This is a genomic window from Flavobacterium rarum (SeqCode) (genome assembly GCF_965234445.1).
Lineage (GTDB): Bacteria > Bacteroidota > Bacteroidia > Flavobacteriales > Flavobacteriaceae > Flavobacterium > Flavobacterium rarum.
Genome location: NZ_OZ248481.1, coordinates 1 through 26,173 on the forward strand (window position 1 = coordinate 1; position 26,173 = coordinate 26,173).

Consider the following 26,173-nt stretch of genomic DNA (forward strand, 5'->3'; position numbering starts at 1 on the left):
ATAGCTTTGTCTTGCCAAGGCGAAGCGGAAATAGGCTCTGCTGAGGAGTAACCTATCAGGAATAAACCTTTGGTGCCGACGAATAAGTCTGTAAAAGGAAGACGTTAAAATCTTCCTTTTATTATTTATTCAGAGGCTTTCAATGCCTAAAAAAACCTAAAAGCATTTTTTGAAAAAAAAATGAAATTTCACTTGTTTAGGTCATAGTAATCTTAATGATATAACATGAGACTTGAGAAGCTATTTACCACTTATTCATTATCATTTTATACCAAAATTTCTCGATTTACGGTTTTGCGTAAGGGATAGTCGCTGGCTACCGAAGTAGCGCAAATAGCCCGACCGCAATAGAGAAAAGGGCCACATAAGCGCAATGTATGTTAGGCCCTTTTTTCTATTGGGGTTACGCCCAGATGAAGTCAGATTACTGATTTTAGATTTTAGATTTTACCTCTTCGACTTCACACCTTGCACTATTTGAAATTGATATTGCCATTGACATTGCCATTTTTATTGAAATTGCCGTTGAAATCATTTGGCTTACGGTAAAAAAAAATTACTTTTGCAGCAGTTTAACTTTTACACACAAAATGAAGCCTAACACACAACAATTAAACGATTTAACTATCCAAGTAAGAAGAGATATTCTTCGAATGGTTCATGCTGTCAATTCAGGTCACCCAGGGGGATCTCTAGGATGTGCAGAATTTCTAGTAGCGCTATACCAAAACCTTATGGATCGCAAAGAAGGATTTGACATGGATGGAATTGGAGAAGACCTATTCTTCCTTTCAAACGGACACATTTCGCCTGTATTTTACAGCGTTTTGGCAAGAAGCGGTTATTTTCCTGTTCCTGAATTAGCTACTTTCCGTTTGATCAACACTAGATTACAAGGACACCCAACCACTCATGACAATTTACCTGGAGTACGTATCGCATCTGGATCATTGGGTCAAGGATTATCTGTAGGAATTGGTGCTGCACAGGCTAAAAAGCTAAACGGTGACAACCATATCATTTACACGCTTCACGGGGATGGTGAATTGCAAGAAGGTCAAAACTGGGAAGCGATCATGTATGCTTCTGCCAAAAAAGTAGATAACCTTATTGCTACAATTGACCTTAACGGAAAACAAATAGATGGTACTACTGACGAAGTTTTATGTATGGGAAGTATCCGTGCAAAATTCGAAGCTTTTGACTGGGATGTACTTGAAATTAAAGAAGGAAACAACATCGAAGCTATTATTGCTGGAATGACAGATGCTAAATCTAGAACTGGAAAAGGAAAACCAGTTTGTGTATTATTGCACACCGAAATGGGTAATGGAGTAGATTTTATGATGTACAGTCATGCTTGGCACGGTAAAGCGCCAAACAATGATCAATTGGCAAATGCTTTAGGTCAAAACACATCTATTTTAGCAGATTACTAGATTTAAGATTAACGATTTCTGATTTTAGATTTAAAATCTTAGCTATTTAAATAGCAATTCAGAACCTCAAATGAAACAAATGAAAAAATATACAAATACAGGAAGTAAAGATACTCGTTCGGGTTTTGGAGCGGGAATGACCGAATTGGGTCAAAAGAATGAAAATGTTGTGGCACTTTGTGCGGATTTAATTGGATCATTGAAATTTGATGATTTCAAGAAAAATCATCCAGAGCGTTTTTTCCAAATCGGTATTGCAGAAGCGAACATGATCGGTATTGCAGCGGGATTAACCATTGGAGGAAAAATTCCTTTTACAGGAACTTTTGCTAACTTTTCTACGGGTAGAGTTTACGATCAGATTCGTCAATCAGTTGCTTACTCTGATAAAAATGTGAAAATTTGTGCTTCTCACGCAGGATTAACACTTGGAGAAGACGGAGCAACGCACCAAATCTTGGAAGATATCGGATTAATGAAAATGTTGCCTGGAATGACTGTAATCAACACTTGCGATTACAACCAAACCAAAGCAGCTACATTGGCTCTTGCTGATCATCACGGTCCAGCGTATTTGCGTTTTGGTCGTCCAGTTGTGCCTAACTTTATGCCAGCAGACGAACCATTTGTAATCGGAAAAGCAATTCTTTTAAGCGAAGGTACCGATGTAACTATTGTTGCTACAGGACACTTGGTTTGGGAAGCTCTTATTGCTGCCGAAGCTTTGGAAGCCAAAGGAATTTCTGCCGAAGTAATCAACATTCACACCATTAAACCATTGGACGAAGAAGCGATTCTAAAATCATTGGCAAAAACCAAATGTATTGTTACTGCCGAAGAGCACAACATTCTTGGAGGTCTTGGAGAAAGTGTTTCTAGAGTACTAGCATTGCACCACCCAGCTCCACAAGAGTTTGTCGCAGTTAATGATAGCTTTGGAGAATCTGGAACACCAGAACAATTAATGGAAAAATACAAATTGAACAATCAAGCCATTGTTGAAGCTGTAGAAAGAGTGATCAAAAGAAAGTAAAGGATATTTTATTTTTGATTAAGATATCTGATTTATAGATATAAAAAAATCCCATTCACTTAATTGCGAATGGGATTTTTTTGTGTGTTACTATTTTTAGTTTGATTGATTCGTTCCTCGCAAGGACGTGAATAAAGTTTTCGAGAAGAACAAAGCAATCTCATTTGCAAAGTACTGTTTACCTTTTTTTTTAAAACAAACTATTTCAAAGCTACATCAAAAAAAATCCCATTCGTTGCTGAATGGGATTGTGTTTTATTGATTCATTTTGATACAATTTTTATCCAAATGCCTTTTTAGTCTATCTGGTTTCGTTTGATTTCCATCACAATCTGGTATTAAATCAAAAGGATACACTTTTCCATCTTTATCTTTAACTTCTCCTCTTGTAGCATAATTATCACCGTCATCATCAAAATCCAAGAAATCTGGAGTTCCATCTTTATCTGTATCATCTGGATTATCAACTCCAGCTGCAAAACTGTTCATGTATCTATCTCCATTTAAATCTTCTTGAAAAGAAGGAATACCATCTGCATCATGATCGTATCTTTTTAAGGCATACAATTTTATACTAAATACCAAAGGCGAATAAGCAGGTATAGCTGTTTTAACTTGACTATAATACCCCAAACCAGACGGAAGAAACATTACCCCAACTCCAAAATCATTATAACCAACTGTTCCATTACTTTCTGAAGAAAGCCAACCTGTTTTAAACTGAGGAAACCCATCAGACCAACCTCGAATAACTGGAATTCCCCCATCTCGCTTTGAACCATCAAGGTTGTATAATATTTGTCCATTATTACTAGAATCAAACACCGTTCCATCTAATAATGTTCCTTTGTAACCAGTAAAAATACCATCAACATTTGAAGGATACTCCCCTCCAGAAACTGGCGTTCCTCCTTTTACACCTTCTCTAATGACAAGAGTGTATACTTTATATACAATATCATGCAAACTTACATCTCTACTTGTTAATCTTGGAAGAGTTGCACTATTTAAATAAGAATATAAAGAGGGTTGTGTTGCTGCATCTGTAATTTTTTTGATAGTTACATCTTGATCTTCAGGAAAACCAGGTTTATTGACAACTTCACTAATATAATTTGTTTTTAAATAATCTTCAATCGCTGCAATATCTAAAGGATATTGTTCTGCATACGGTTTTGGTGGAGTTACTTCTGCGCTATTATTATCATCTTTATTACATGAACTTATTAAAACGACTGTTGCAATCAAAAAAATAAAATAAAACTTAATTTTGCTCATTATTTGGTATAGTTTAAGTCGCAAATATACATTAATGATTTACTTTTGTAAAGTATTTAACTTCGTTTTTAGAAAATTCATGAGAATAGACAAATATTTATGGTGTGTTCGGTATTACAAAACCAGAAACATGGTAACTGAAGCCTGTAAAAAAAATCATATTACTGTAAATGGTATGGTTGCAAAACCCTCGAAGGAAGTTTTTGCTACTGATAAAATTACTTTTAGAAAAGACCAAATTACGCAAATCATTACCGTACTTGACATTCCCGAAAATCGCGTGGGCGCCAAATTGGTTGATATGTATCGAAAAAATGAAACTCCAGCAGAATCGTATGCTCATTTGGAATTATTAAAACTATCCAAAGAACACTATAGAAAAAACGGAACCGGAAGACCTACCAAAAAGGACAGAAGAGATATTGACGAATTTGGAAATGAAATAAAAGACGAGGACGAATTAGACTAAATGTGCCTTTTAATCTAATAATCAAAACCCAAATTCCAATCACAGCATTTAGGAATCAAATTATAAAACAAACTATTTTCAAAAAAGAATTAACAATGTGAAATTCACTTGACTTTTTTATCTTTGAAAAAACAAATCAACAATACGCCATGAGCAAGAATATAATCCTTACCAATCAACAAATAGAACACACCACCAAAAGAATAGCGTACCAAATTTATGAAACTTTTGTGGAGGAAGAGGAAATTGTGATTGCAGGAATTACAACAAATGGTTTTATTTTTGCCGAAAAGATTGCTCAAGTATTGGCTACTATTGCACCAACCAAGATTTCGTTGTGCGAGGTTCACATCAACAAACAAAAACCAGAACAACCTATTACAACTTCATTAACAAAGGAACAATACAGTAATAAAGGCTTAATTCTAGTTGATGACGTATTGAGTTCTGGAACTACCTTAATATATGCCGTAAGACATTTTCTGGATGTTCCTTTAAAAAAGTTTAAAACAGTTGTTCTTGTAGACCGAAACCACAAAAAATTCCCCATTAAAGCCGATTTTAAAGGAATATCACTTTCTACTTCACTACTGGAGCATGTAGATGTTGTTTTTGACAACAATGGCGACAGTTACGCCTGTTTAAGCTAATAGATTTAAAATATCATTTACTGTTTCCTCTATTGATTTATCATCAACAGTTACTTTGTGCATTGCGTGATTGTAATAGAAGCTTCTATCAAAAAGATGCTTGGCTATAAACTCTTTCATTTCGTCATCGCTTTTGTCCGCTATAAGTGGTCTTTTGCTCTTATTAGACACTAATCTATTAAACAAAGTATCAATAGATGCTTTTAGGTAAATAGACAGCACCTCATCTCCTATTAACAATTCGTGATTATTGGCATAACAAGGTGTACCTCCACCCAAACCAATAATTATTTGCTCAGGGAGATTCAGCAACTCGACAAAAAAAGCATGTTCTAATTTTCGAAAATGTATTTCTCCATGGTTCTCAAAAATTTGATTTATGGTCAAATTTGTTTTTTTTTCGATGTATTCGTCGAGATCAATATACGGAATTTGAATCATTCCAGAAAGTTTATTGGCAATTGTAGACTTCCCACAACCCATATAACCTAATAATATTATTTTTTTCATTTAAATTTAAGTTTGTTTTTTAGCGGAATTTGGTATCGGCATTCATTATTTTGAGTTTGCTCTTTTGAATCATGATGATTTCATTTAAATAAGCCCTTACAAATTAAGGCGTTACCATTATTTGTTTAAAAAAGACAAATTTATAATAAAATTGCTTGGAAACTTCGAAAAAAAGTCCTTATATTTGCACCCGCATTCAAGGAAAGAATATGACTCGATAGCTCAGTTGGTAGAGCACATCACTTTTAATGATGGGGTCCTGGGTTCGAGCCCCAGTCGGGTCACAATTTTAGTGATCAACACATAATTTCCTTGAATGAATGACTCGATAGCTCAGTTGGTAGAGCACATCACTTTTAATGATGGGGTCCTGGGTTCGAGCCCCAGTCGGGTCACAAAAATCTTAGAGACGTTGCAGAGCAACGTCTCTACTTATTTTCGGCCACGTGGAGAAACGGTAGACTTGCCAGCTTGAGGGGCTGGTGCTCGCAAGGGCGTGTGGGTTCAAATCCCACCGTGGTCACATTAAAAAAAATAAAATCTATTAAGAAATTAAATATAATGACTCGATAGCTCAGTTGGTAGAGCACATCACTTTTAATGATGGGGTCCTGGGTTCGAGCCCCAGTCGGGTCACAAAAATCGTAGAGACATTGCATTGCAACGTCTCTACTTGTTTTTGGACAAATCGAGAAACGGTAGGGATCATAGATCATGCGCAAAAGTTGGGATTAAGCGAAAAAGTTAAATAATCTGAACATGAAAAAATCTATTTTCCTTATTCTCTAAACTGACTTCTAAAAGCTTTTGTTATATCATACACAAAAATTTTATTTTTATAAAACTCAATAAGTACCCAATGGGAACTTTGAAACTTCTAAGCACTAAAAAACAAATCAAATTCTTAATTCTTTTAAAAAAAAATTAACAACCGTTTACAATAGAAAGTAAAAAAAATAGCTAACTTGCTTAAAAACAATACGTTTGTAATTTATTTCTACTAAAAAATAATTTATGATAAAAAAAATAAGCCCGCATCGACTCTTCTTTTGCTTTTTTTTAAGTTTATTCATTGCTCTCTTACTGAGTTCAAAATCCTATTCACAAACCGTTCGATACGATAGTGTAAGCAAACAAAAATACGTTTTAGTAAATGTTCAAAAAACCTACGAACGTATAATTGAAAAAGGCTATGAATCTGCTGAACTTTTTGAATCCCTAGGCAATTACTATTACGAAAATAAAAATTTCACCAAATCGAAGTTGTATTTCGACAAATTGTTTGCCAAATACAGTCTTTCACAAATTTCAAAAAAAAGCATTGAGCGCTATCATACAATTAGCAATTAAGCCTTTATTAAAATCTTAAAAAAAACAGTTCTTAAAAATAAATTTTTTAAGAACTGTTTTTTTTTAATTCGATTTATACCAAACGTCTCAAAATAAAAAAATCAGAGGAAAATTTTAAAAAAAGTCATAACTTTCACCTTCCTAATTTCAAATTGAAATCCAAATGACGACACTACTCCTAAACAAAAAGAAATATACTATAGATGTTGACCCAGAAATGCCTTTACTTTGGGCAATTCGAGATAGCATCGGACTTACGGGTACTAAATTTGGTTGTGGGATTGGCGCTTGTGGGGCTTGTAAAGTACTCGTTGACAATGTGGCTACTTATTCGTGTTTGACTCCTGTTTCGGCTGTTGAAGGCAAAAACATAACAACCATTGAAGGAACGTCAGAAAATTTACAATTATTACAAAAATCTTGGGAGGAATTCAACGTCCCTCAATGTGGGTATTGCCAACCGGGACAATTGATATCTGCTACTTCCCTACTCAACTCCAACAAAAACCCAACAGATACTGATATTGACGATGCTATGAGCGGTAATATTTGCCGTTGCGGTACGTACCAACGCATCAAAAGTGCCATTCAACATACAGTTTCACTTAAAAAACAAAAATAATCATGAGTGAAATTCAAAACATAAGCCGTAGGTCTTTCATCAAGAACGTAGGATTAGCTTCTGGCGGTTTAATATTAGCTTGCAATTATACTTTATTCTCAAAAGATGTTACCTCTGAGATTGCAACCGAGTTCAATCCTAATCTATTTGTGCAATTAAATTCGGATGGAAGTCTAATAATAGTTTGCTCACGTTCTGAAATGGGCAATGGAGTACGAACATCCCTTACCTCTATTGTTGCAGATGAAATGGAAGCCGATTGGAATAGAGTATCTGTTAAACAAGCCATTGGAGATGCCAAATATGGAGACCAAAATACAGATGGTTCTCGAAGTGTAACCGACTTATATGAGACCATGCGAACAATGGGCGCCATGACCAAAATGATGTTGATTACCGCTGCCGCAAAAACTTGGCAAGTTCCTGAAAGTGAATGCACAGCCCAAAACCACTTTGTCATTCATTCTAGTGGAAAAAAATTAGGCTTTGGAGAATTGGTCGATGCAGTAAAAACATTGCAAGTTCCTAAAAATATAACTCTTAAAAATCCAAAAGATTTTAAATACATTGGTAAAACCCTAAAAAGTATTGACGTTAAAGATTTTGCAAACGGAAGCGCTATATACGGTATCGACAAACGTTTGCCCAACATGAAATTTGTGGCTATTGCAAGATGTCCCGTTACTTTTGGAACGGTTAAATCTTTTGACAAAACAGCCGCTATGAAAATTCGAGGCGTAGAAGCTGTAATTGAAATTCCAAGAATCGAAAGACCTTTTGGCCCACTTGGCGGTGTAGCTGTAATCGCTTCGAATACTTGGGCCGCTTTTAAAGGAAAAGAAGCGCTGGAAATACAATGGAATTATGGTAAAAATGAAGGTTATGATTCCGAGAAGTACATGGCTGAATTAACCGAAAGAGTCCACAAATCCGGCAAAGTCGAAAAAGAAATTGGTGATTTAAACAAGGCTTTTAATGAAGCTTCAAAAGTTATTGAAAGCACTTTTCAATTACCGCATTTAGCCCATGCTCCAATGGAAGTTCCAAATGCTGTAGCTTGGGTACAAGGCGACCGTTGCGAAGTTTGGGCTCCAACACAATCACCGCAAACTGCTAGAGAAGAAGTTTCAGCTTATTTAGGGACAGCCTTAGACAAAACAACCATAAATGTCACCTTTTTAGGAGGAGGCTTTGGCCGAAAATCAAAACCAGACTATATCGTAGAAGCTGTCATCGTTTCAAAAGCGATCAATGCGCCCGTACAAGTCGTTTGGACTCGAGAAGACGACATCAAACACGGTTATTACCATACCGTAAGTTCGCAATATATGAAAGCCTCGTTGGACGCGCAAGGCAATGTGACAGGCTGGCTTCACCGCTCGGCTTTCCCATCGATTATGTCCACCTTCAAACCTGGCGAAGAATATCCCGCAGGATGGGAAGCTTCAAGCGCTTCCGATGTTCCTTTTGATATAAAAAATATGAGGTTTGAATCGGGACAAGCTCCTGCGATGGTAAGAATTGGATGGATGCGTTCGGTAATCAATATACTGCATGGTTTTTCTATCAATATATTTGCCGATGAATTGGCTCATGCTGCCAAACAAGATCCATTGGAATTCAGATTGAAATTAATCGGAGATGACCGCATCGAAGACACCAAAGATGCTATAAAATACAATACAGCTCGCCTTAAAAATGTTTTGAAAAAGGCTGCAAAAAATGCCAATTGGGGAAAACCATTACCCAAAGGACATGCTTTTGGCTTGGCAGTTCATTATAGTTTTTATACTTATGTAGCCTCGGTGGTAGAAGTTTCAATGGTGGACAACAAAGTAAAAGTACATAATGTATATACTGCAATAGATTGCGGAACGGCTGTCAATAAAGACACCATAAAATCGCAACTAGAAGGCGCTGCTATCTTTGGAATGTCATTGGCCTACTATGGTAAAATAACTGCCAAAGATGGAGCTATCGAACAAAACAGCTACAGCGACTACCGTATGGTTCGAATGAATGAAGCACCAAAAGTACATGTTGAAATTGTAGAAAGCACCGAAAAACCTACAGGAATTGGAGAACCTGGCGTTCCTGTGATTGCCCCAGCCATTATCAATGCTATATTTAAACTAACAGGGAAACGATATTACAATTTACCTTTGAGCGATTACGACCTTGTATAAATGATTTTTTGGGCGTTACCACAAGGGTCGGGCTTTCCGTTACAATCTCCCGAAGAAAAATCGGGAGGATTTTCACTCTAATCCCTAACGCAAAAACGGTATTAATCGAATTTAGTACAAAAAAACGAATACCTATTCTTAATGAACAATTGGATTGAACTATTACACGATTTTAAAAGCAAAAAGAAACCTGTGGCTCTTGTTACAGTTACCAAAATTCTTGGTTCGGCTCCTTGTAGAGTAGCTTCAAAAATGATTGTTACCCTTGAAAAAGAAATATACGGAACCATTGGCGGCGGAAAATTAGAATTTCAAGTAATTGATGAAGCTGTTCGTGCTATACAAGAAAACAAAATTATAGAATCCAATTATACTTTAGGCCCTGAATTTGAACAATGCTGTGGCGGAAAAGTAGAATTAATTATTGAGCCCATGAATCAATTCCCAGAATTATATTTATTTGGAGCAGGACATATAGGTGTTGCCATTTGTAATGTATTAAAAGACACCCCTTTTGCAATTACACTTTTGGATTCCCGAGAAAACTGGAGAGAAACCATTAAAATTGATCAAACCATTAGGTATAGTGCTGTTCCTTTTGACCTTTATAAACAAACCGTAAACTGGGGCTCCAATTGTTATGTGGTTATCTTAACGCACGATCACAAACTGGATTTTGAAATTACTGCTTTGGCCTTGCATCAACCAACTAAATACATTGGTTTGATTGGCAGCAAAACCAAGAAAAACAAATTCAACAATTTATTGATTAACGAACTGAATTTTGAAGCAGGAATTTCTCGCGTTCACTGTCCAATTGGATTGGATTTGGGTGGTAATTCCCCCAAAGAAATTGCCATAAGTATCGCTTCTGAATTACTGAAAATGTATTATGGAAAATAAAACGGTGTTTGTTTTATTAGCTGGAGGGAAATCCGAAAGAATGGGCATTGCCAAAGGTTTACTGCCGTACCAAGATACCTTTTGGATTTTGGAACAACTCAAAAGAATTGCATCCTCAACAATTTCCAAAGTTTATATTGGGCTAGGCTATAATCACGAACTATATTTTGATACGATATCTTGGTTTGAAAAAGCGCTCTTGGATTTTATTTTATATAAAAACATAAAAGTAAAAATTGCTGTAAATCAGAATCCTGAATTGGGTACTTTCTCTACTTTACAAACCGTTCTAAAACAAATTCCGAAAGACAGGGCTGTTCTAATCAATCCTATTGATATTCCAGTTTTAAATTCTCTCGAACTTCAAACTATAATTAATACTCAAAACCAAATTGTACTTCCCAATTTTGAAAGCAAAAATGGCCATCCTATAAAGTTTCATTCTGAATTTTGGGAACCCCTTCTCTTGCTAAATCCAACTGACCAAAACAGCCGATTGGATTTGGAAATCAAAAAAACTAACCCTTCCAAAATAACAAGAATAGCAGTAACCGATTCCTGTATTCTAAAAAATTTAAACACTCCAAATGATTGGATAGAGTTTACAAATTCTAATCAAAAATTACCATAAAAAAAGCGTCTCGAAATTAATCGAAACGCTTTTTTACAAATTAAAATTTAAACCTATTTTGTTACTATTTAGCCTGTGTTATTTTTTATAGGTTACCTCTAAAAACTCCCCGATTTGTATAAATTTTTAAAATTGCTTAAATTTCGGTGATGAAAAAATTTAAGAGACATAGAGATTACGGTTTTTTTGACCAAGACATTCGCTTGACTAAATTGAGTGAATTAGGCGACCCTTTAGAGAAGCTAAATGCACATATTGATTTTGAAATCTTTAGAGATTTATTAGAAACAAGGCTTTCAAAAATTGCCAAAGGTAAGGGAGGAAGAAAACCCTACGACTATGTTTTAATGTTCAAAATTTTAATACTTCAGCGTTATTACAATGTGTCTGACGACCAAATTGAATATCAAATAAATGACCGCATGAGTTTTATGCGCTTCTTAAATTTGACTATCGCAGATGATATTCCTGACAGCAAAACAGTTTGGAATTTCAGAGAGCAATTAATTGATTTAAAGTTAATTGACGAATTGTTTCAGTTATTTTTAAAAGAATTAGAGTTACTAAATTTGATAATAAATGAAGGAAAAATAATTGATGCCAGTTTCATAGAAGTACCAAAACAAAGAAATAGTAGAGCTGAAAATACTGAAATTAAATCTGGAAATACTCCAGAATCATTTGAAGAAAATTCGAATAAAAAATCTCAAAAAGATTTAGACGCTAGATGGACTAAAAAGAATAACGTAAGCTACTATGGTTATAAAAACCATGTGAAAGTAGACGCAAAGAGTAAGTTAATTTTAAAATATGAAGTGACCGATGCTTCTGTACATGACTCACAAGTACTTGAAAATTTATTAGATGAAAAGGATGCAGATGAAGATTTTAGTGGTGATTCTGCTTATAGTGGTGAAAACCAACGAAATATTATCTCTCAAAAAGAGATGAATGACAAAACTTGTAAGAAAGGCTATAGAAACAACCCATTAACCGAGCAAGAAATTGCAACCAATAGAGAGAAATCAAGGATTCGTTCAAGGGTTGAGCATGTTTTTGGTTTTATGGAAGGAAGTATGAACGGAATGAATTTGTACGCCATTGGAATAAAGAGAGTTGAGGGACTAGTTGGGTTAATGAATTTAACCTATAATATGTTTAGAAAAATTCAAATTCAAACTATTTAGTAGGGACGTGCGCAAAATTGCAAAAACAAAATAATATAAAGCCTTAATTTACAATAGCTTATGCAAAAACAAAGCTCAAATATGAAAACTTAAAAACTGCTTCCTATTTTTTTTGAAATTCTAAAAAGCAATTAAAAATACTGAAAGCAGTTTTTAGAGATTACCTATACTTTAATTGCTTCCAGCTTTAGTTGGAGGAATAAAATTTGAGTAGTTTGTCTTGGCTTTAGCCAAAATACTATACTTTTTGGCTAAAGCCAATAGTACATTGAATCCATATTCATCCAGCTAAAGCTGGAGGCAATTGAAAATTATCAATATGCTGAATAGTGACCCTATTTCTTAATTAACTCCTGCAAAGGTTTCAATTGTTCCAAGTCAATTTTGGATTCTTGCAACACCGATATCATATTCATAATATGCGTTGGATTCATGTCTTTGCCTAAAACTCGAATGACTGCAAAACCCGTATCGTTTTTATTGGCATAAAGAACAAATTCGTTAATATGGTCATCAGTCCCAACATAACTTACTGAAGCGCCTTGTTTGCCTGAGCTAAATTTCATCAATTGTTGATACATTGTATCTTTCAGAATCAAATTAACTTTGGCACGTTCTGCTTCAAACTGTTCTTTGTTTTTATCGTTTAATTTAAAAGCCAACACATTCATTTTATCAAAAGAGTGTAACGCTTCTCTTTGAGTAATTGTCAATTTGGTTTTATCCACATTCAAAATATTTGACGAAATATCCAATGCGATAAAATCTTTGTTCTCGGTGTTTTCTACAAAGTATTTTTGCAAAGATGGATCGGAGCTACAGCTTCCTAAAATCAAACTTAGTAAAAGTGTGATTAAAAATAATATGACTCTCATCTTACTTTTTTCCTTTAGTTGCTTTTTTCAAATCATCTCCACCAGGAATTCTCATTTTGTCAGTCAAAACCGAAATCTCACTCAAATCAAAATCGCCAGTCAATGACATCAAAACCGTATCTTCTTCTTTTCCGCCATCGATAAACATCAACAACTCTTTGATTTGTGTATCCTTGGCACCAGATCTTACCATAATTTTGATGCTTCTCCCTTTTTCGTTTACACGCATCAATTCTTCCAAACCAGCTGTTTTAATATATTTATCTGCAGCTACTTTCATTTCCCCTTCTACTCGAACACTTTTAGTGGTAAACACTTTTAAATTGTCTAATTTTTTGATCAAATTCATATATTGTTGTGCCTCTTTATCGGAGGTGTCAACCTTTACCTTGCTCATCAATTCAAACATTTTCTTATTGACTACAATTGACGTTACGTCATCTTGACCATCAAATTTATCGAATGCTCCTTGCGCAAAAAACGGACTTGATACTAATACTATTACTAATGTGATTATTAACTTCTTCATTTTTTTTTGATTTAATGATTATTTTTAAAATTTTAATTCAACTTACTCGGCTTAAATGCTCTAGAATCATTCTTGCTTTATTTTTATTCAACAAATGCTTTATTTTTGGTGTCTTCGTATACTTGAATGTACTGAACACTTTCTACACCCACATTTACATTATTTGACAACATTGCTAATGCCTTTTGAGTTGCTGCCAAAGCTTCCTCCGGATCATCATACGATCCTAAATCTTTATTTTCCATAGCAACATTTGCATTAAAGTAGACATAAGATCCTATTCCTAACATAATTACAACTGAAGCAGCAATTGACAACCACGCTACTTTACGTTTTATGGAATGTAGTAGCACTTCAGGGGTAAACTTTTGCTCTTTTGCCAAAGAAAAATAACCAAAAAGAGGTTGGTATTGTTCCAAATGTGGCGCCACATTTGAAGAAGTAAAATATTCTTTCAACTCTTTTTCTTCGCCAATACTGGTCTCTCCTTCAAAGTATTTTTCTAATAGTATTTCTATTTTATTGAATTCCATAACGGTGTGTTTTTAACATGTATTCTCTAATTGTTTTTCTAGCTCTTGAAAGTGCTACTCTCACAGCAGTTTCATTCATTTCCAAAATTTTTGCAATTTCTTCAAACTCACATTGCTCTATATCTCTTAATTGAATAATTAATTTTTGCTGTTCTGGTAATTGGTTAATGTATTTCTCAACCCAAGCTAAACTATCGCTATCTTCTACTTTTTTATCCAAACTTGGTTCCCTATCGGTGTAGTTATTGTGAACTATTTTAAGATTACTGGCTCTTTTTGACTTCAATTGATCCAAACAATAATTTTTTGTCATTGTCATTGCCATTGCTTCGACACTATTATAAGCTTCCAGATTTTCATTTTTTGTCCATAATTTTACCAAAATTTCCTGAGTAGCATCTTCTGCTTCCTCTGTGCTAACGAGCAATCGTTTGGCCAATCGAAAGAGCTTGTCTTTGAATGGATTGATTAAATGCACGAATTCATTTTGGTTCATAAAACAATTTTATTAATCTGGTTATATAATCTAGACGAATCACAATTATATTTGTTACAAAAAAAATATAAATTAAACTAAAGTTAGTACTTTTACGTTCTATACCTACTAGAGAATACTATATGAAGACATTTTTAAAATTTACACTTTTAGCATTAATTGCCCTTATTTCTTTTGCAAGTTGTGAGGATATGGACGATGTTGCCGCACCACCTGCCCAGGAAATCAACGACTTTATTTGGAAAGGTATGAATTTGTATTATTTATGGCAAGCTGACGTACCTAATTTGGCTGACAAAAGATTTGCCAATCAAGCCGAATTAAATGTTTTTTTAAAAGGATATTCCAAACCAGAAGATTTATTTGAAGCTCTAAGAGTAGATAAGTCTATTGATCGTTTTAGTTGGATTGTTAGCGATTACAGGGAATTGGAAGGGATGCTTCAGGGAACTACAAAGAATGACGGAGTGGATTTTGGACTTTACCGCAAAGCCTCCAATTCTGATGATATTTTTGGTTGGGTTCGATATATTATACCTAATTCTAACGCATCAACTAAAGAAATAAAACGTGGAGCCATTTTTTATGCAGTAAATGGCACTCAACTTACAGTAAGCAATTATCAAACTCTTTTAATAAATGCCGAAAATTACACCCTTAATCTTGCTGATTTTGATAATGGTAAAATAACTCCAAATGGAAAATCGGTATCATTAACAAAAACGGAACTTGCTGAGAATCCCATTTTGATAAATAACACAATTGCATCTGGTACTCATAAAATTGGGTATTTAATGTACAATGGTTTTTATCCCAATTATGACACTCAGTTGAACGAAGCATTTGGAACTTTAAAAACTCAAGGAATAACTGATTTGGTTTTGGATTTAAGATACAACTCTGGAGGTTCTGTTCTTACAGCTACTCGTTTGGCAAGCATGATAACTGGACAATTTACAGATAAAGTATTTTCTAAACAACGATGGAATGACAAGATCAATGCCTACTTTGAAACCGAAAATCCAGATGCATTAAAGAACCTATTTACTAATACAATTGACAACGCTCCAATAAACAGTTTGAATCTTACCAAAATTTACATTTTAACTTCAAAAAGCACTGCATCTGCAAGTGAATTGGTAATTAACGGTTTAAAACCTTACATTGAAGTGGTTCAAATTGGTGACATTACAACAGGAAAAAATGTAGGCTCTATAACCGTATATGATTCTCCTACTTTTGGAAAAGAAAATAGAAATCCAAATCACCGTTATGCTATGCAACCTCTGGTCTTAAAGATAGTAAATGCAGATGATTTTGGTGACTATTTCAACGGTTTGAACCCTACTTATGCTTTAAAAGAAAATCTAGCCGATTTAGGTATTTTGGGTAATAGTACTGAACCCTTATTGAGCACTGCAATTGGTAAAATTACAGGAACTGCCAAAATGATCAAAATGAACAAAGGCAAAGTATATCCTTATTTTGAAGACACAAAATCAATAAATGGTTTACAAAACCAAATGTATGTTGACAAAGTACCTTCTGGTCTTTTGAAATCTTTGGAATAAACAAATTACAACACAATAATACTACAAAATAAAGCGTTGTAATCTGATAACCATTTAAATAAAAATCCAGATGAAAAAGACAGCGCTATTATTTTTAGGCTTAACTGCACTAATTTCTTTAGCTTTCATTAAGCCAAATGCAACTGAACTAAAAGCTTTTACAGTTGTTATTGATGCAGGTCACGGCGGATCAGATTTTGGAGCAACTTTCAATGAAACTTCTGAAAAAGTAATTGTTTCTCAAATTGCCGATAAGATAAAGTCTTTGAATAAAAATAAAAACATAACTATTCTACTAACTCGCAGTTCGGATGAGCTGATACCATTAGAAAAAAGAACAGATTTTATCAATACTGTAAAACCGGATTTGGTTTTATCGCTTCATATAAATGCTAATCCAAATAATGAAAAATCCGGAATTGAATCTTATGTAAGTGATACAACTCCTTTTTATGAAAAGTCAAATACAATTGCCAGCCAATTAAACGCTTCACTTTCAAAAAACAATTCTCTTAAAGTGTCTAAAACAAAACTAGCTCCTTTTCATATTCTAAAAAAATCTGAAGCTCCAACTGTACTTGTTGAGTTGGGTTATTTGACAAATGCTAAAGACAGAAAATACCTGACAGACGAAAAAGAACAAGTTGCTATTGCAAAGAACATCAATTCTTTCTTATCCGAATTACAATAAAAACAAACTCAATCAAAAAGAGGCTTTCATTACTGAAAGCCTCTTTTTTTTTCAAAAATAAAAACCTAAATACTAGTCATTAAAATAAAAACCCGCTGGAATAACTCCAACAGAGAATGTTTTTTCTAATGAACCAATTGACGGTGCATTTAATGCATAAACATATACTTTTCCGTTGTTTTTGTAGTTTCCTGCATCGCCAACATAAATATGATTTCCATGAACTGCAAAACTATATACTCCATATACATTTTGAGCAGTAGTGCTGAATGCAGGAGTTGTAGGCAAAGTAGTTGCAGATGTACTCATTTTATAAACATCTGAATCAATAGTGTAATAAGCGTCGCTACCATTTATAACAAAATTGGATACATGTTTTGTGGCGTCTGAATACGCAATTGTACTTGTTACTTTATTGGTAGTCAAATTTACTTTTACAATTTTCCCTGAAGTTTCAATAGCTGGAGCCGATACATAACTTGGATTTCCTGAACAAGAAACCCACAAAGTTCCATCTTTTATTACCAAACTCTCTGGAATATCCCCAACAGTAATTGTAGTTGAAACTTTATTTGAGCCAGATTCTATAACCGAAACTGTTTTCCCATATCCATAACCACCTTTATGTGCAACGTATAATTTTCCTGAGTTTTCAATAATACGTTCTGGACCTTCAACAACAGGAATTGTACTTGAAACTTTATTTGAAGACAAATCGATCACAGCAACATAATCATCCGTTGCAACTCCTCCATCTCCCCAATTGGTCACGTATCCTTTTCCATTGGCAAATGCAATATATCTCGGGTTTTTTAATCCGGAATTGATTGTTCCAACACTTTTTAAAGTATAACGGTTTACAATTTCTATTTTATTGCTTCCGTTCAAAACGATGTAAGCATTTTGATTATTGAATCCTACATCTTGTCCTGTATCTCCCAAAGTAATTGCTGGATTTACAATAGAAAAAATATCATTTTGTGCCGTAACAAAATCAGATGAAACAAAAGAAACAGAAGCATCATTATGCCCAAAACCACCTTGGTTTAAAATCAAAAAGCCTTTGTCATAACTCCCTAATGGAGCATCATTATTATCATCATCATTGGTACAAGACGCAAAAAATAAAGAAAAACATAGCGCTGTTAAAACTAATTTACTGAAATTCATTGTTTTAAAAATTTAAAGTTAGATTGATTAAAAAATTTCTTCCTGGCATGATATGCTGGGAAATACTTTGATATTGTTCATTAAAAACATTTAAGGTCTGCAAACCAATTTTATAGGTATATTTAGTTCCCAAATTACAGTACACTCCAAGATTTGAAACCCAATATTCTTTGACTAAATTGTATTTTGCCGATGGAGTAGAAACCGCTCCATTAAACAAAAATTGATAGGTTGCAGTCCAGTTACTATACGAATAAGAAAGATTTGAATTGAATTTATGATACGGAACATATATCAATTGTTCTCCAGTTTCTAAATCTTCTGACCTTGTATAGGCATAAGAAGCATTTAGGGCTAGATTGTTTTTGCCAAACGAATTCGACCAACCCAAAATAGTTTCAGAACCATATGAATTAACCCGATCTGTATTTTCGGGAGACCAATTGGAACCACTTGAAGGAACCCAACGAATCATATCGCTTATTTTCATAAAGTAAATGGTCTCGGACAAGGTGAACTTTTTATATTTAAAAACATTTCCAACCTCGGCTTGATACGAATTCTCTGGTTTTAGATTAGGATTTCCTCCCGTTTCCCAATACAAATCATTGAACGTTGGAATCCTGAAATTTCTGGAAAGATTGATTTTTAAATTATAAAAAGAATTGAACTTATACACTGAACCCAAAGAAAACAATAATGGACTATCATAATCTGAGCTTACCTCTTTTCTGAAACCCAATTCGTTCTGCCATTTTTCACCATATTGATGTACCGCTTTTATCGCTATGGCCCCAATATGTCTGGTATTGTCTCCAAAACTTTCTCCAAATCCTTTGGTACGATTGTAATCTAAAATACCATTAAGTCTCACGGATTCTAATAATTGATATCCAAAATCAGCTTTTGCTATTAAAGATTCTGAGTTTCCAAAACTAAAATCTTTATTATCGATATTCTCAAAATATTGGTACTGCTCTGTGAGGTAAGCTATTTTGTAATTGCTACTGAAATTCTCATTTATTTCAGAATATTCCAAAAGATTTCGACTAAAAGTATTGACGTACTTTGTTTTTGAATCGGATTCTGAAATCAGCGAAAGATTCCTGTCGGTATTTGAAGTCTGGCTATAAAAAGTAAGAACCGAATTGGGTTTGATTTTGTACCCCACATTGGCAAACAAATTGGTAGTGGCATATTGCCCATTTTCATTTTTGCGTTGCATACCATCCCAAGTATAAAGCCCAACGTAGTCATAATCATTATCGGAACTATTTCGAGAAAAACCGACTTGTGTGCTCCATTTTTTATTGGAAACGGTCATTTTATAATTGACCCCAATAGTATTGAAACTACCGTAATCCAGACGCAAATCATTTTCGAATTTGTTCTTAAAAACCAAATTATTAGTCAAGTGTACCGTTCCGCCTATGGCTCCGCTTCCGTAACTTACACTTCCTCCGCCCGCTTTTATACTTATAGAATTAAAATCGGGTGCCGTGAATGTGTTAAAATCGGCACTACCGTTGAGTTGCGAATTGACATTTATCCCATTCCAAATCACAGCAGTTTGCGATGCTGTTGTTCCCCTAAAAGAAACCGTTGACAACATTCCGCGCCCGTATTCTTTGAAATACAATACACTGTTGAATTTTAAAACATCGGTAAGAGACGATTGGTTTTTGTTAATAACCGAATCATTCAGCACTTGAATCGATTGCGATTTGTTATTTGTATATAAAGTTCGGTCGGAAACTACAACCTCTTTTAAATTGGTTATAGAATCATTTTGCGCCGAAATCAATTGGCACAATAAAACAAAAAAGGATACTATTAGTTTTCTTAAAGTCATAATTTCTGAACCTTTTTTCCCGAAAGTTCGATATTCGTTAAGAAAAAAGGCAGGTCTCCTGGCTTACGTCTTGTTGTTCACCTTCCCATTCGAAATTAGAAGTTAGAGGTTAGAAGTTAGAAATATTATATTCTAAAATCCGAATTCTAAAATCTACAATTTAAAACAGTGGTTTGTAGATAACAACAAGCTTAATAGCTTACAGTTGCGGGAACAGCTTAGGTTTTGAACCTAATTCCCTTTTAATGTGTTTTTATAAAAAGTAAAACACAACCTTAATTCGGGTGCAAATATAGCAGAAATGAATTTACAAATCCTAAAGTTTTATTTTTTATATTTGTAGTAAACAATTTCATTATGGAAACTTTTATCGTACATCCGAAAAACAATGAGGAGAAAAAAGTACTCAAAGCCTTTCTTGAAGCATCGAAAATAAAGTTTGAAAATCAAAAAGAAAATTCAGCTGAAGATTTTTATGACCCAAATTTTGTAGCTTCAATGGAGCGTAGTATTAATGATGAAAAAGAAGGGAAAATTTCTAAAATTAGCCTTGATGATATATAGAAGTAGAATTTACTGATGAAGCTTTAGAACATTTAAAATATTTTAAAAAACTAAATAACCCGATACTTCTAAAAAAAATAAGACAACTAATTGAATCCATAATTCAAACTCCTTATAGTGGAATTGGAAAACCAGAAGCTTTAAAATATAATTACACTGGATTTTGAAGTAGAAGAATTAATCAAGAACACCGATTAGTTTACAAAATCTCTGAAAACAAAAACAGTATTACCATTTATTCTTTAAAAGGCCATTATTAAAAGTATACTTCTTTACATTCCCACTTTAATAACAACCCCGTAATCCAGTTGCGTTTTAAAAGCGTCTTCCAAAGGAAGATTATTTATTTTGCACAAAATACTACGAATCACTCCAGAATGTGCCACAATGATTAGCGGCTTATTGTGTGTTTTGGAAATTTCATTATTCAAAAACTCTCGAACTCTATTGTCCAAATCTACAAACGATTCGCCATTTGGCACATTAACCGTTACAAAATCTTCCATCCAAGGGTCTAAAACTTCTCGCGGAATGTCATTCCAACTTTTTAACTCCCAATCCCCAAAATTCATTTCCATCAGTCTTGAATCTTGAATAACGGAATCGATTTGAGTATTTTCTTTGATGTGATTTGCCAAAATAGCACAGCGTTGCAATGGGCTGGAATACAAAATAGCGTTTTGAGGCAACTGCTTTAGAATGGACTCAAAAACTACATCGTAAGGCTCTCGAATTCCAACATCACTCTGACCGTAGCAGATTCCTTTTTCACATACCGTTTCGGTATGACGAACTAAATAAACTTCCATATCGCTATAATTGACAGATAAAAAATAACTTCACATACTTGTTGCGTTGCTCCTAAACAATCTCCCGTATAACCGTCAATCCATTTTTGAAAATAACGAGCCAGAAAAAACCGAGTTACAAAAACAGGGAGTAAAACCAACAATAATTGCCATTGAAAAAAAGACAAAATTACCAGAGGCAACAATCCAAAAAATGAGGCTCCAACCACTTCTTTCCAAGTGAAATTCTGAGCAATTGGCTTGCTTTTGCTCGACGCATCTTCTCGAGAATATTCGTGGGTAAAGACAATAGAAATAGCAGATAGACGACTTACTGAATGTGCTGAAATAAAAAACAAAAGATTTTTTATTGTAGATTGAAGATTAACGATTTCAGATGTTTGGATCAGGCTATAAAGTGCTTTAAACTTTAACAAAAACAATAAAACCAAACCAATAGCTCCATACGCACCAATTGCACTGTCTTTCATAATGATTAATATTTTTTCCTTTGTCCAACCACCTCCAAAACCATCACAAACGTCTGCAAAACCATCCTCGTGAAAAGCTCCAGTGGTAAGAATTCCAGCGATCATGGATAGTATCAAAGCTATTTCAACAGAAAATACAATCGAAGCGAGATAGTAAACCACAAAACAAATTCCACCAACTATCCAACCAACTAAAGGAAAATAACGGGATGCTTTGTTTAAATAATCAGGATCGTGATTAATGTTTTTGGGACATGGAATACGAGTATAAAACATTAATGCGGTAAAAAATATGTGTAATTGTTTTTTCATTTTTAATATAATTTTATTCCTCCAGCTAAAGCTGTAGGCAATTGATTTACTGACCGCTAACTCCTGCAGATTCAAAACTTGCCATTTCATTTAAAAAAATAACAGCCGATTGAATAATCGGAAACGCAACCGCACAACCTGTCCCTTCTCCCAATCGTAAATCGAGTTGCAATACTGTACGAACATTCAAATAATCTACTATTTTTTGATGTCCTTGTTCTGCAGAGGAATGACAGAATATGGCGTTCTCAATTACAGAAGGTTTCATTTTACAAGCGATTAAAAAAGCTACCGTACAAATAAAACCATCAACCAAAATAAGCATATTATTTTCTTTGGCTTGTAGCATTCCGCCCGCCATTTGCATAATTTCAAATCCGCCAAAGTAGGCTAACTTGCTTTGCAAATCATTTGAACCATTATAATTATCAAGTGCTTTTTTGAGAATGTTTTGTTTCTGAAGTAGCTTTTCGTCAACAACTCCAGTTCCTTTACCTACACAATCTTCAATAGGCAACTCCATAAGCACACTCATCAACACCGAAGCTGTAGACGTATTTCCAATTCCCATTTCGCCAAAACCGATGCAGTTGCAACCTGTTTCAAAAATGGAATTTATTATTTCTCGTCCTTTAGAAAAACACAAATCCAATTCGGTTAGACTCATTGCTGAGCTTTGCAAAAATGACTGAGTTCCCTTTCCTATTTTGGCCGAAACCAACTTTGTATTTGTTGGAAAATCATAATTTACTCCCGCATCTACAATGGTTAACGCAATATTATTCTGCTTGCAAAATACATTAATGGCCGCCCCGCCTTCTAGAAAATTAGTTACCATTTGTCGGGTCACGTCTTGCGGATAGGCGCTCACGCCATGATTGGCAATTCCGTGGTCGGCAGCAAAAACAACTATATTGGGTTTTGTTATTTTGGGTTCTAACGTTTGAAAAACAGTTCCGATTTGTTTTGCCAGACTTTCTAAAATGCCAAGAGAACCGGTTGGTTTGGTTTTGTTGTCTATTTTTTGTTGCAATAATTTAGTGAAATCAGTTCCACTTCCTATTTCTTCTTTATTAACTAAAACAATATTCTCTATTTTATTTTTGTGTAAAACAGAAATTTCATTGACGATTGGATTTTCTTGCTTTTGTTTCCAATTTAGTTGTTGTAACATGGGTTGGTTGTCGTAATTGGTAGCGGGTTTACCAACGCAAAAATACCCCAAAGGCTCTATGTTTTCGGGTAATCCTAAAAGCTGTTTGAACTGATAATAATTTAGAATCGAAACCCAGCCCATAGAATAACCTTGTTCTGTCAAAGAAAGCCAAATGTTTTGGGCAGCACATACGGCACTAAATTTGATCGCTTCATTACTGCCGACAGTTCCAATTGTAAAATTATTCAAAACCGAACGGTCGTAAGCAATCACCAAACCGAGTGGTGCTTCCTCAATGGCTTCCAGTTTTAGGGCTTTGTATTGTGATTTTTGCTCTTCATCGTCGGTTAAGTTTGTTGCTTTTTTATCATAATCTAAAAATAAATTCTTTATCGCTTTTTTAATTTCCGCCGATTTGATCAGGTAATATTTTGTTGCATCGGTCAAACCTACAGAGGGTGCGTAATGTCCAGCTTGTAGTGCTTTTTGAATCACTTCATCAGGCACTTCGTCTTGGGTAAAATGGCGGGTGTCGCGACGGGATTTTATGATTTCATCTAAATTCATTGTTGTACTCTGTGTTTGCGTTAGGGATGGAAGCGACATCCTATTGTGGCGGGGTTCGCCACAATAGATATAGCGTACAGCCCGACCCTTGTGGTAACGCCAAAATTTAAAAACTTATTATTATACAATCTAACCTTTTATTTTTACTGGAATTCCGGAAACCATTAACACAACCGTTTCGGCTTTTTGAGCGATGTATTGATTCATCCAACCTTGAAGTTCTGTGAATTTTCTACCAATATGGGTGTCCGCATGAACGCCCATTCCTATTTCGTTGGTGACAATAATAATCGTAGCATTTTCTTGCTGTACGATAGCATCCAATTCGGCTTTGGCTTGTTCCAAACTTAAAGCAACATCATTTTTGGTATCTACAAAAAAGTTGGTCAACCAAAGTGTCACACAATCCACAATAGCGACTTTTCCGGAAAAATCAATTTCGCTCAAATGCTTTTCCTTTTCTACGTTGACCCAACGTTCGTCTCGGTCTTTTTGATGACGGTTAATGCGTTTTTGGAAATCTTCATCCCATTTTCTGGCTGTGGCCACATACAATGGCTTTACGGATAATTCTTTGGCTAAATTCTCGGCGTAACTACTCTTCCCGGAGCGTTCTCCACCTGTAATTAGGTATATCATTTTTGGGTATAATGTGTTTTATAGCTATTTTTTTTAATAAGGACAATTTGTGCAATCGCTTTTACAACAATTTCCCCGTTTGAGATGAAACCAAGGTTTAAAAACATAGTTTCCATCCTCAAAGTAATAATCAATTCCTTCAATAATATTTGGGGTTTCGGGTAATAACGAAGCTTTATTTCCAATGGCCGTCTCTGGAGTTATTGTAGCTACAAATTCGTCTATTTTGCTAGAACAAGCCTTGGCAAAACAACTCGGACAAAGACAATCTGCACTATCCAAAGGATTGAAAACAGGAGGGAAATTAGTGCACCAACACTTCTCTTCTTCCAATGTATCTCCACAATTAAAAGGCATTTTACAAGCAGAACAATATTTCTCTTTTACAATCTTCATTTTGTAAAGATACCATTTGTCTTATTTTTTACTGCAAAAATTAAACAAGAAATTTATAAATTAATATACCTTTGCCGTTATTGTAAAAAATATATTATGCGATTTTCATTCTACAAAGTTCTTTTAGTCTGCATTCTCTTTTCTTTTATTGGATGCCAAAAAAATGCAAAAAAAGCCCTAATAAATGATGCCTCTGCTTCAAATAGCATTCAATATGCCAAAAGTTTAGCTATCCATAAATACGAAGGCTATTCCGTTGTAACGGTTTCAAATCCTTGGCCAGAAGCGGTTAAAAATTTCACTTATATTCTAAAAGAGAAAAATGGAGTCGTACCCGATAGCTTAAAAAAATACAATCAAATTCAAGTTCCATTGCAATCGATTGTCGTGACTTCGACCACTAATATCCCTTTGCTGGAAATGTTGGGTGTTGAGAAAGCACTAATTGGATTTCCTCATACCGACTATGTTTCATCCGAAAAAACGAGAGCCTTAATCGATGCCGGTTCTGTTAAAAATGTAGGTCAAAACGAAAAACTCAACATCGAACAGCTTATTGAACTAGCGCCAGACCTCATCGTGACTTTTGGCATTGACAACAACAATCCTGCTATTGAAAATTTACAAAAAAGCGGTTTAAATGTACTCATCCAAGCTGATTGGATGGAGCAATCTCCTCTTGGAAAAGCAGAGTGGTTAAAATTGTATGGCGCTTTATTTGGTAAAGAAAAAGAAGCAGACGTTTTATTCGAGAATATTGTAAAGGAATACAATAATGCCCTTGCATTGATGGCAAACAAAAAACCAACTTCGACTGTGTTGTACGGTTCCATGTATCAAGACCAATGGTTTGTAGCCAGAGGCAGCAGTTGGGTTGCCCAATTTATGAAAGATGCCAAAGCCAACTATCTATGGTCATCGCTTGAAGGTACAGGAAGTCTTGGATTGTCTTTTGAAAACATATTAGTTAAAGGAAAAACAGCTAATTTCTGGATTGCGACAGGTTCTTTCAAATCTCTCGCCGAACTCGAAAAAGCGAATCCGCATTACAGTCAGTTTGATGCTTTTGCCAATAAAAATGTTTATACTTTTGAAGGAAAAATGGGAGCTACTGGAGGTACAATTTTTTATGAATTATCCCCTGCCAGACCTGACTTGGTTTTGAAAGATTATATCAAAATTTTTCATCCTGATTTGCTTCCTGATTATACCTTTACCTTTGCTCAAAAACTGAATTAATCCTCATCCATTCCGATAATTATCGGAACTCTAAAAGAAGAAGGAG

General features: G+C 34.6%; 27 protein-coding genes, 4 tRNA genes, 1 pseudogene and 1 riboswitch. Of the genes and pseudogenes, 19 read left to right on the plus strand and 13 right to left on the minus strand.

What is annotated here, in order from left to right; translation table 11 throughout:
• Positions 1-590: 590 nt before the first annotated feature.
• Entirely contained in the window at positions 591-1,439 is an 849-nt protein-coding gene (locus tag AC8GF4_RS04455; RefSeq protein WP_506593000.1) for a transketolase, read from the plus strand.
• 79 nt (positions 1,440-1,518) lie between these two features.
• Positions 1,519-2,472, plus strand: a complete 954-nt coding sequence (locus tag AC8GF4_RS04460) for a transketolase family protein (RefSeq protein WP_116797489.1) — start codon at positions 1,519-1,521, stop codon at positions 2,470-2,472.
• 255 nt (positions 2,473-2,727) lie between these two features.
• Here AC8GF4_RS04460 and bamM read toward each other — a convergent pair whose 3' ends face one another.
• On the minus strand, positions 2,728-3,750 hold the full coding sequence (bamM, locus tag AC8GF4_RS04465) for a BamM family beta-barrel-assembly machinery protein (RefSeq protein ID WP_506593002.1): 1,023 nt from the start codon (positions 3,748-3,750) through the stop codon (positions 2,728-2,730).
• A gap of 79 nt (positions 3,751-3,829) precedes the next feature.
• Between bamM and AC8GF4_RS04470 the strand changes: the two genes are divergently transcribed.
• Together AC8GF4_RS04470 and AC8GF4_RS04475 are read left to right on the plus strand one after the other, a co-directional pair.
• Positions 3,830-4,219 (plus strand): RNA-binding S4 domain-containing protein, encoded by a 390-nt coding sequence (locus AC8GF4_RS04470; protein WP_506593004.1) that lies wholly within the window; start codon positions 3,830-3,832, stop codon positions 4,217-4,219.
• A gap of 149 nt (positions 4,220-4,368) precedes the next feature.
• Positions 4,369-4,869 (plus strand): phosphoribosyltransferase family protein, encoded by a 501-nt coding sequence (locus tag AC8GF4_RS04475; RefSeq protein WP_506593006.1) that lies wholly within the window; start codon positions 4,369-4,371, stop codon positions 4,867-4,869.
• Here the strand turns inward: AC8GF4_RS04475 and AC8GF4_RS04480 are convergent.
• Positions 4,861-5,379, minus strand: a complete 519-nt coding sequence (locus AC8GF4_RS04480; protein ID WP_506593008.1) for a shikimate kinase — start codon at positions 5,377-5,379, stop codon at positions 4,861-4,863. The two genes, AC8GF4_RS04475 and AC8GF4_RS04480, sit on opposite strands and share 9 nt — an antisense overlap.
• Before the next feature lie 211 nt (positions 5,380-5,590).
• On the opposite strand from AC8GF4_RS04480, the gene AC8GF4_RS04485 reads away from it, so the two are divergent.
• From AC8GF4_RS04485 to AC8GF4_RS04530, 10 genes are all read left to right on the plus strand, one after another.
• Positions 5,591-5,663: transfer RNA gene (locus AC8GF4_RS04485), tRNA-Lys, on the plus strand.
• Between the two features lie 38 nt (positions 5,664-5,701).
• Positions 5,702-5,774, plus strand: a tRNA-Lys gene (locus AC8GF4_RS04490).
• A gap of 45 nt (positions 5,775-5,819) precedes the next feature.
• A tRNA-Leu gene (locus AC8GF4_RS04495) sits at positions 5,820-5,902 on the plus strand.
• A 40-nt stretch (positions 5,903-5,942) separates the two neighbouring features.
• Positions 5,943-6,015, plus strand: a tRNA-Lys gene (locus AC8GF4_RS04500).
• A gap of 378 nt (positions 6,016-6,393) precedes the next feature.
• Positions 6,394-6,729, plus strand: a complete 336-nt coding sequence (locus tag AC8GF4_RS04505) for a hypothetical protein (RefSeq protein WP_506593009.1) — start codon at positions 6,394-6,396, stop codon at positions 6,727-6,729.
• A 163-nt stretch (positions 6,730-6,892) separates the two neighbouring features.
• Positions 6,893-7,351, plus strand: a complete 459-nt coding sequence (locus AC8GF4_RS04510) for a (2Fe-2S)-binding protein (protein WP_506593011.1) — start codon at positions 6,893-6,895, stop codon at positions 7,349-7,351.
• 2 nt (positions 7,352-7,353) lie between these two features.
• The gene (locus AC8GF4_RS04515; RefSeq protein ID WP_506593012.1) at positions 7,354-9,537 is read left to right on the plus strand and encodes a xanthine dehydrogenase family protein molybdopterin-binding subunit; all 2,184 of its coding nucleotides are present in this window, start codon (positions 7,354-7,356) and stop codon (positions 9,535-9,537) included.
• A gap of 141 nt (positions 9,538-9,678) precedes the next feature.
• A complete protein-coding gene (gene xdhC, locus AC8GF4_RS04520; protein ID WP_506593013.1) occupies positions 9,679-10,440 on the plus strand; it encodes a xanthine dehydrogenase accessory protein XdhC in 762 nt (253 codons plus the stop codon).
• Positions 10,430-11,071 carry a nucleotidyltransferase family protein gene (locus AC8GF4_RS04525; protein ID WP_506593014.1) on the plus strand — a complete coding sequence of 214 codons (642 nt, stop codon included), beginning with the start codon at positions 10,430-10,432 and terminating at the stop codon, positions 11,069-11,071. Before xdhC ends, AC8GF4_RS04525 begins: the two co-directional genes overlap by 11 nt.
• Before the next feature lie 149 nt (positions 11,072-11,220).
• The gene (locus tag AC8GF4_RS04530; RefSeq protein ID WP_506593015.1) at positions 11,221-12,258 is read left to right on the plus strand and encodes an IS5 family transposase; all 1,038 of its coding nucleotides are present in this window, start codon (positions 11,221-11,223) and stop codon (positions 12,256-12,258) included.
• A 335-nt stretch (positions 12,259-12,593) separates the two neighbouring features.
• On the opposite strand, the gene AC8GF4_RS04535 is transcribed toward AC8GF4_RS04530, so the two are convergent.
• The 4 genes from AC8GF4_RS04535 to AC8GF4_RS04550 form a co-directional block, all read right to left on the minus strand.
• Entirely contained in the window at positions 12,594-13,133 is a 540-nt protein-coding gene (locus AC8GF4_RS04535; protein ID WP_506593016.1) for a GFO_1091 family lipoprotein, read from the minus strand.
• Position 13,134: 1 nt separating this feature from the next.
• Positions 13,135-13,662 (minus strand): GFO_1090 family protein, encoded by a 528-nt coding sequence (locus AC8GF4_RS04540; protein ID WP_506593017.1) that lies wholly within the window; start codon positions 13,660-13,662, stop codon positions 13,135-13,137.
• 83 nt (positions 13,663-13,745) lie between these two features.
• Positions 13,746-14,195 (minus strand): PG0215 family putative anti-sigma factor, encoded by a 450-nt coding sequence (locus tag AC8GF4_RS04545; protein WP_506593018.1) that lies wholly within the window; start codon positions 14,193-14,195, stop codon positions 13,746-13,748.
• On the minus strand, positions 14,182-14,691 hold the full coding sequence (locus AC8GF4_RS04550; protein ID WP_506593019.1) for a GFO_1088 family ECF-type sigma factor: 510 nt from the start codon (positions 14,689-14,691) through the stop codon (positions 14,182-14,184). Before AC8GF4_RS04550 ends, AC8GF4_RS04545 begins: the two co-directional genes overlap by 14 nt.
• 122 nt (positions 14,692-14,813) lie before the next feature.
• On the opposite strand from AC8GF4_RS04550, the gene AC8GF4_RS04555 reads away from it, so the two are divergent.
• Positions 14,814-16,262, plus strand: a complete 1,449-nt coding sequence (locus AC8GF4_RS04555) for a GFO_1087 family putative carboxy terminal peptidase (RefSeq protein WP_506593020.1) — start codon at positions 14,814-14,816, stop codon at positions 16,260-16,262.
• A gap of 70 nt (positions 16,263-16,332) precedes the next feature.
• Positions 16,333-16,953 carry an N-acetylmuramoyl-L-alanine amidase family protein gene (locus AC8GF4_RS04560; RefSeq protein WP_506593021.1) on the plus strand — a complete coding sequence of 207 codons (621 nt, stop codon included), beginning with the start codon at positions 16,333-16,335 and terminating at the stop codon, positions 16,951-16,953.
• Between the two features lie 72 nt (positions 16,954-17,025).
• Here AC8GF4_RS04560 and AC8GF4_RS04565 read toward each other — a convergent pair whose 3' ends face one another.
• Together AC8GF4_RS04565 and AC8GF4_RS04570 are read right to left on the minus strand one after the other, a co-directional pair.
• Positions 17,026-18,123 carry a YncE family protein gene (locus AC8GF4_RS04565; RefSeq protein WP_506593022.1) on the minus strand — a complete coding sequence of 366 codons (1,098 nt, stop codon included), beginning with the start codon at positions 18,121-18,123 and terminating at the stop codon, positions 17,026-17,028.
• Between the two features lie 4 nt (positions 18,124-18,127).
• Positions 18,128-19,975: a TonB-dependent receptor plug domain-containing protein gene (locus AC8GF4_RS04570; RefSeq protein ID WP_506593023.1), complete on the minus strand. Its 1,848-nt coding sequence runs from the start codon at positions 19,973-19,975 to the stop codon at positions 18,128-18,130.
• A gap of 31 nt (positions 19,976-20,006) precedes the next feature.
• Positions 20,007-20,268: riboswitch (cobalamin riboswitch) on the minus strand.
• A 64-nt stretch (positions 20,269-20,332) separates the two neighbouring features.
• On the opposite strand from AC8GF4_RS04570, the gene AC8GF4_RS04575 reads away from it, so the two are divergent.
• Together AC8GF4_RS04575 and AC8GF4_RS04580 are read left to right on the plus strand one after the other, a co-directional pair.
• Positions 20,333-20,539, plus strand: coding sequence for a DUF2683 family protein (locus AC8GF4_RS04575; RefSeq protein ID WP_506593024.1), 207 nt, complete (start codon positions 20,333-20,335; stop codon positions 20,537-20,539).
• Positions 20,536-20,799: pseudogene (locus tag AC8GF4_RS04580) on the plus strand (Txe/YoeB family addiction module toxin). The gene AC8GF4_RS04575 and the pseudogene AC8GF4_RS04580 overlap by 4 nt, the downstream one beginning before the upstream one ends.
• 12 nt (positions 20,800-20,811) lie before the next feature.
• Here the strand turns inward: AC8GF4_RS04580 and cobC are convergent.
• The 5 genes from cobC to AC8GF4_RS04605 all read right to left on the minus strand — a co-directional run bounded on the left by cobC (position 20,812) and on the right by AC8GF4_RS04605 (position 24,888).
• Entirely contained in the window at positions 20,812-21,348 is a 537-nt protein-coding gene (cobC, locus tag AC8GF4_RS04585; RefSeq protein WP_506593025.1) for an alpha-ribazole phosphatase, read from the minus strand.
• On the minus strand, positions 21,333-22,130 hold the full coding sequence (locus AC8GF4_RS04590) for an adenosylcobinamide-GDP ribazoletransferase (protein ID WP_506593026.1): 798 nt from the start codon (positions 22,128-22,130) through the stop codon (positions 21,333-21,335). The genes cobC and AC8GF4_RS04590 overlap by 16 nt, the downstream gene beginning before the upstream one ends.
• Before the next feature lie 46 nt (positions 22,131-22,176).
• A complete protein-coding gene (gene cobT / locus AC8GF4_RS04595) occupies positions 22,177-23,853 on the minus strand; it encodes a nicotinate-nucleotide--dimethylbenzimidazole phosphoribosyltransferase (protein ID WP_506593028.1) in 1,677 nt (558 codons plus the stop codon).
• A 129-nt stretch (positions 23,854-23,982) separates the two neighbouring features.
• Positions 23,983-24,492, minus strand: a complete 510-nt coding sequence (gene cobU / locus AC8GF4_RS04600; RefSeq protein ID WP_506593030.1) for a bifunctional adenosylcobinamide kinase/adenosylcobinamide-phosphate guanylyltransferase — start codon at positions 24,490-24,492, stop codon at positions 23,983-23,985.
• 33 nt (positions 24,493-24,525) lie between these two features.
• The gene (locus AC8GF4_RS04605; protein ID WP_506593031.1) at positions 24,526-24,888 is read right to left on the minus strand and encodes a DUF5522 domain-containing protein; all 363 of its coding nucleotides are present in this window, start codon (positions 24,886-24,888) and stop codon (positions 24,526-24,528) included.
• A 96-nt stretch (positions 24,889-24,984) separates the two neighbouring features.
• Between AC8GF4_RS04605 and AC8GF4_RS04610 the strand changes: the two genes are divergently transcribed.
• The gene (locus tag AC8GF4_RS04610; protein WP_506593032.1) at positions 24,985-26,127 is read left to right on the plus strand and encodes an ABC transporter substrate-binding protein; all 1,143 of its coding nucleotides are present in this window, start codon (positions 24,985-24,987) and stop codon (positions 26,125-26,127) included.
• Positions 26,128-26,173 lie beyond the last annotated feature (46 nt).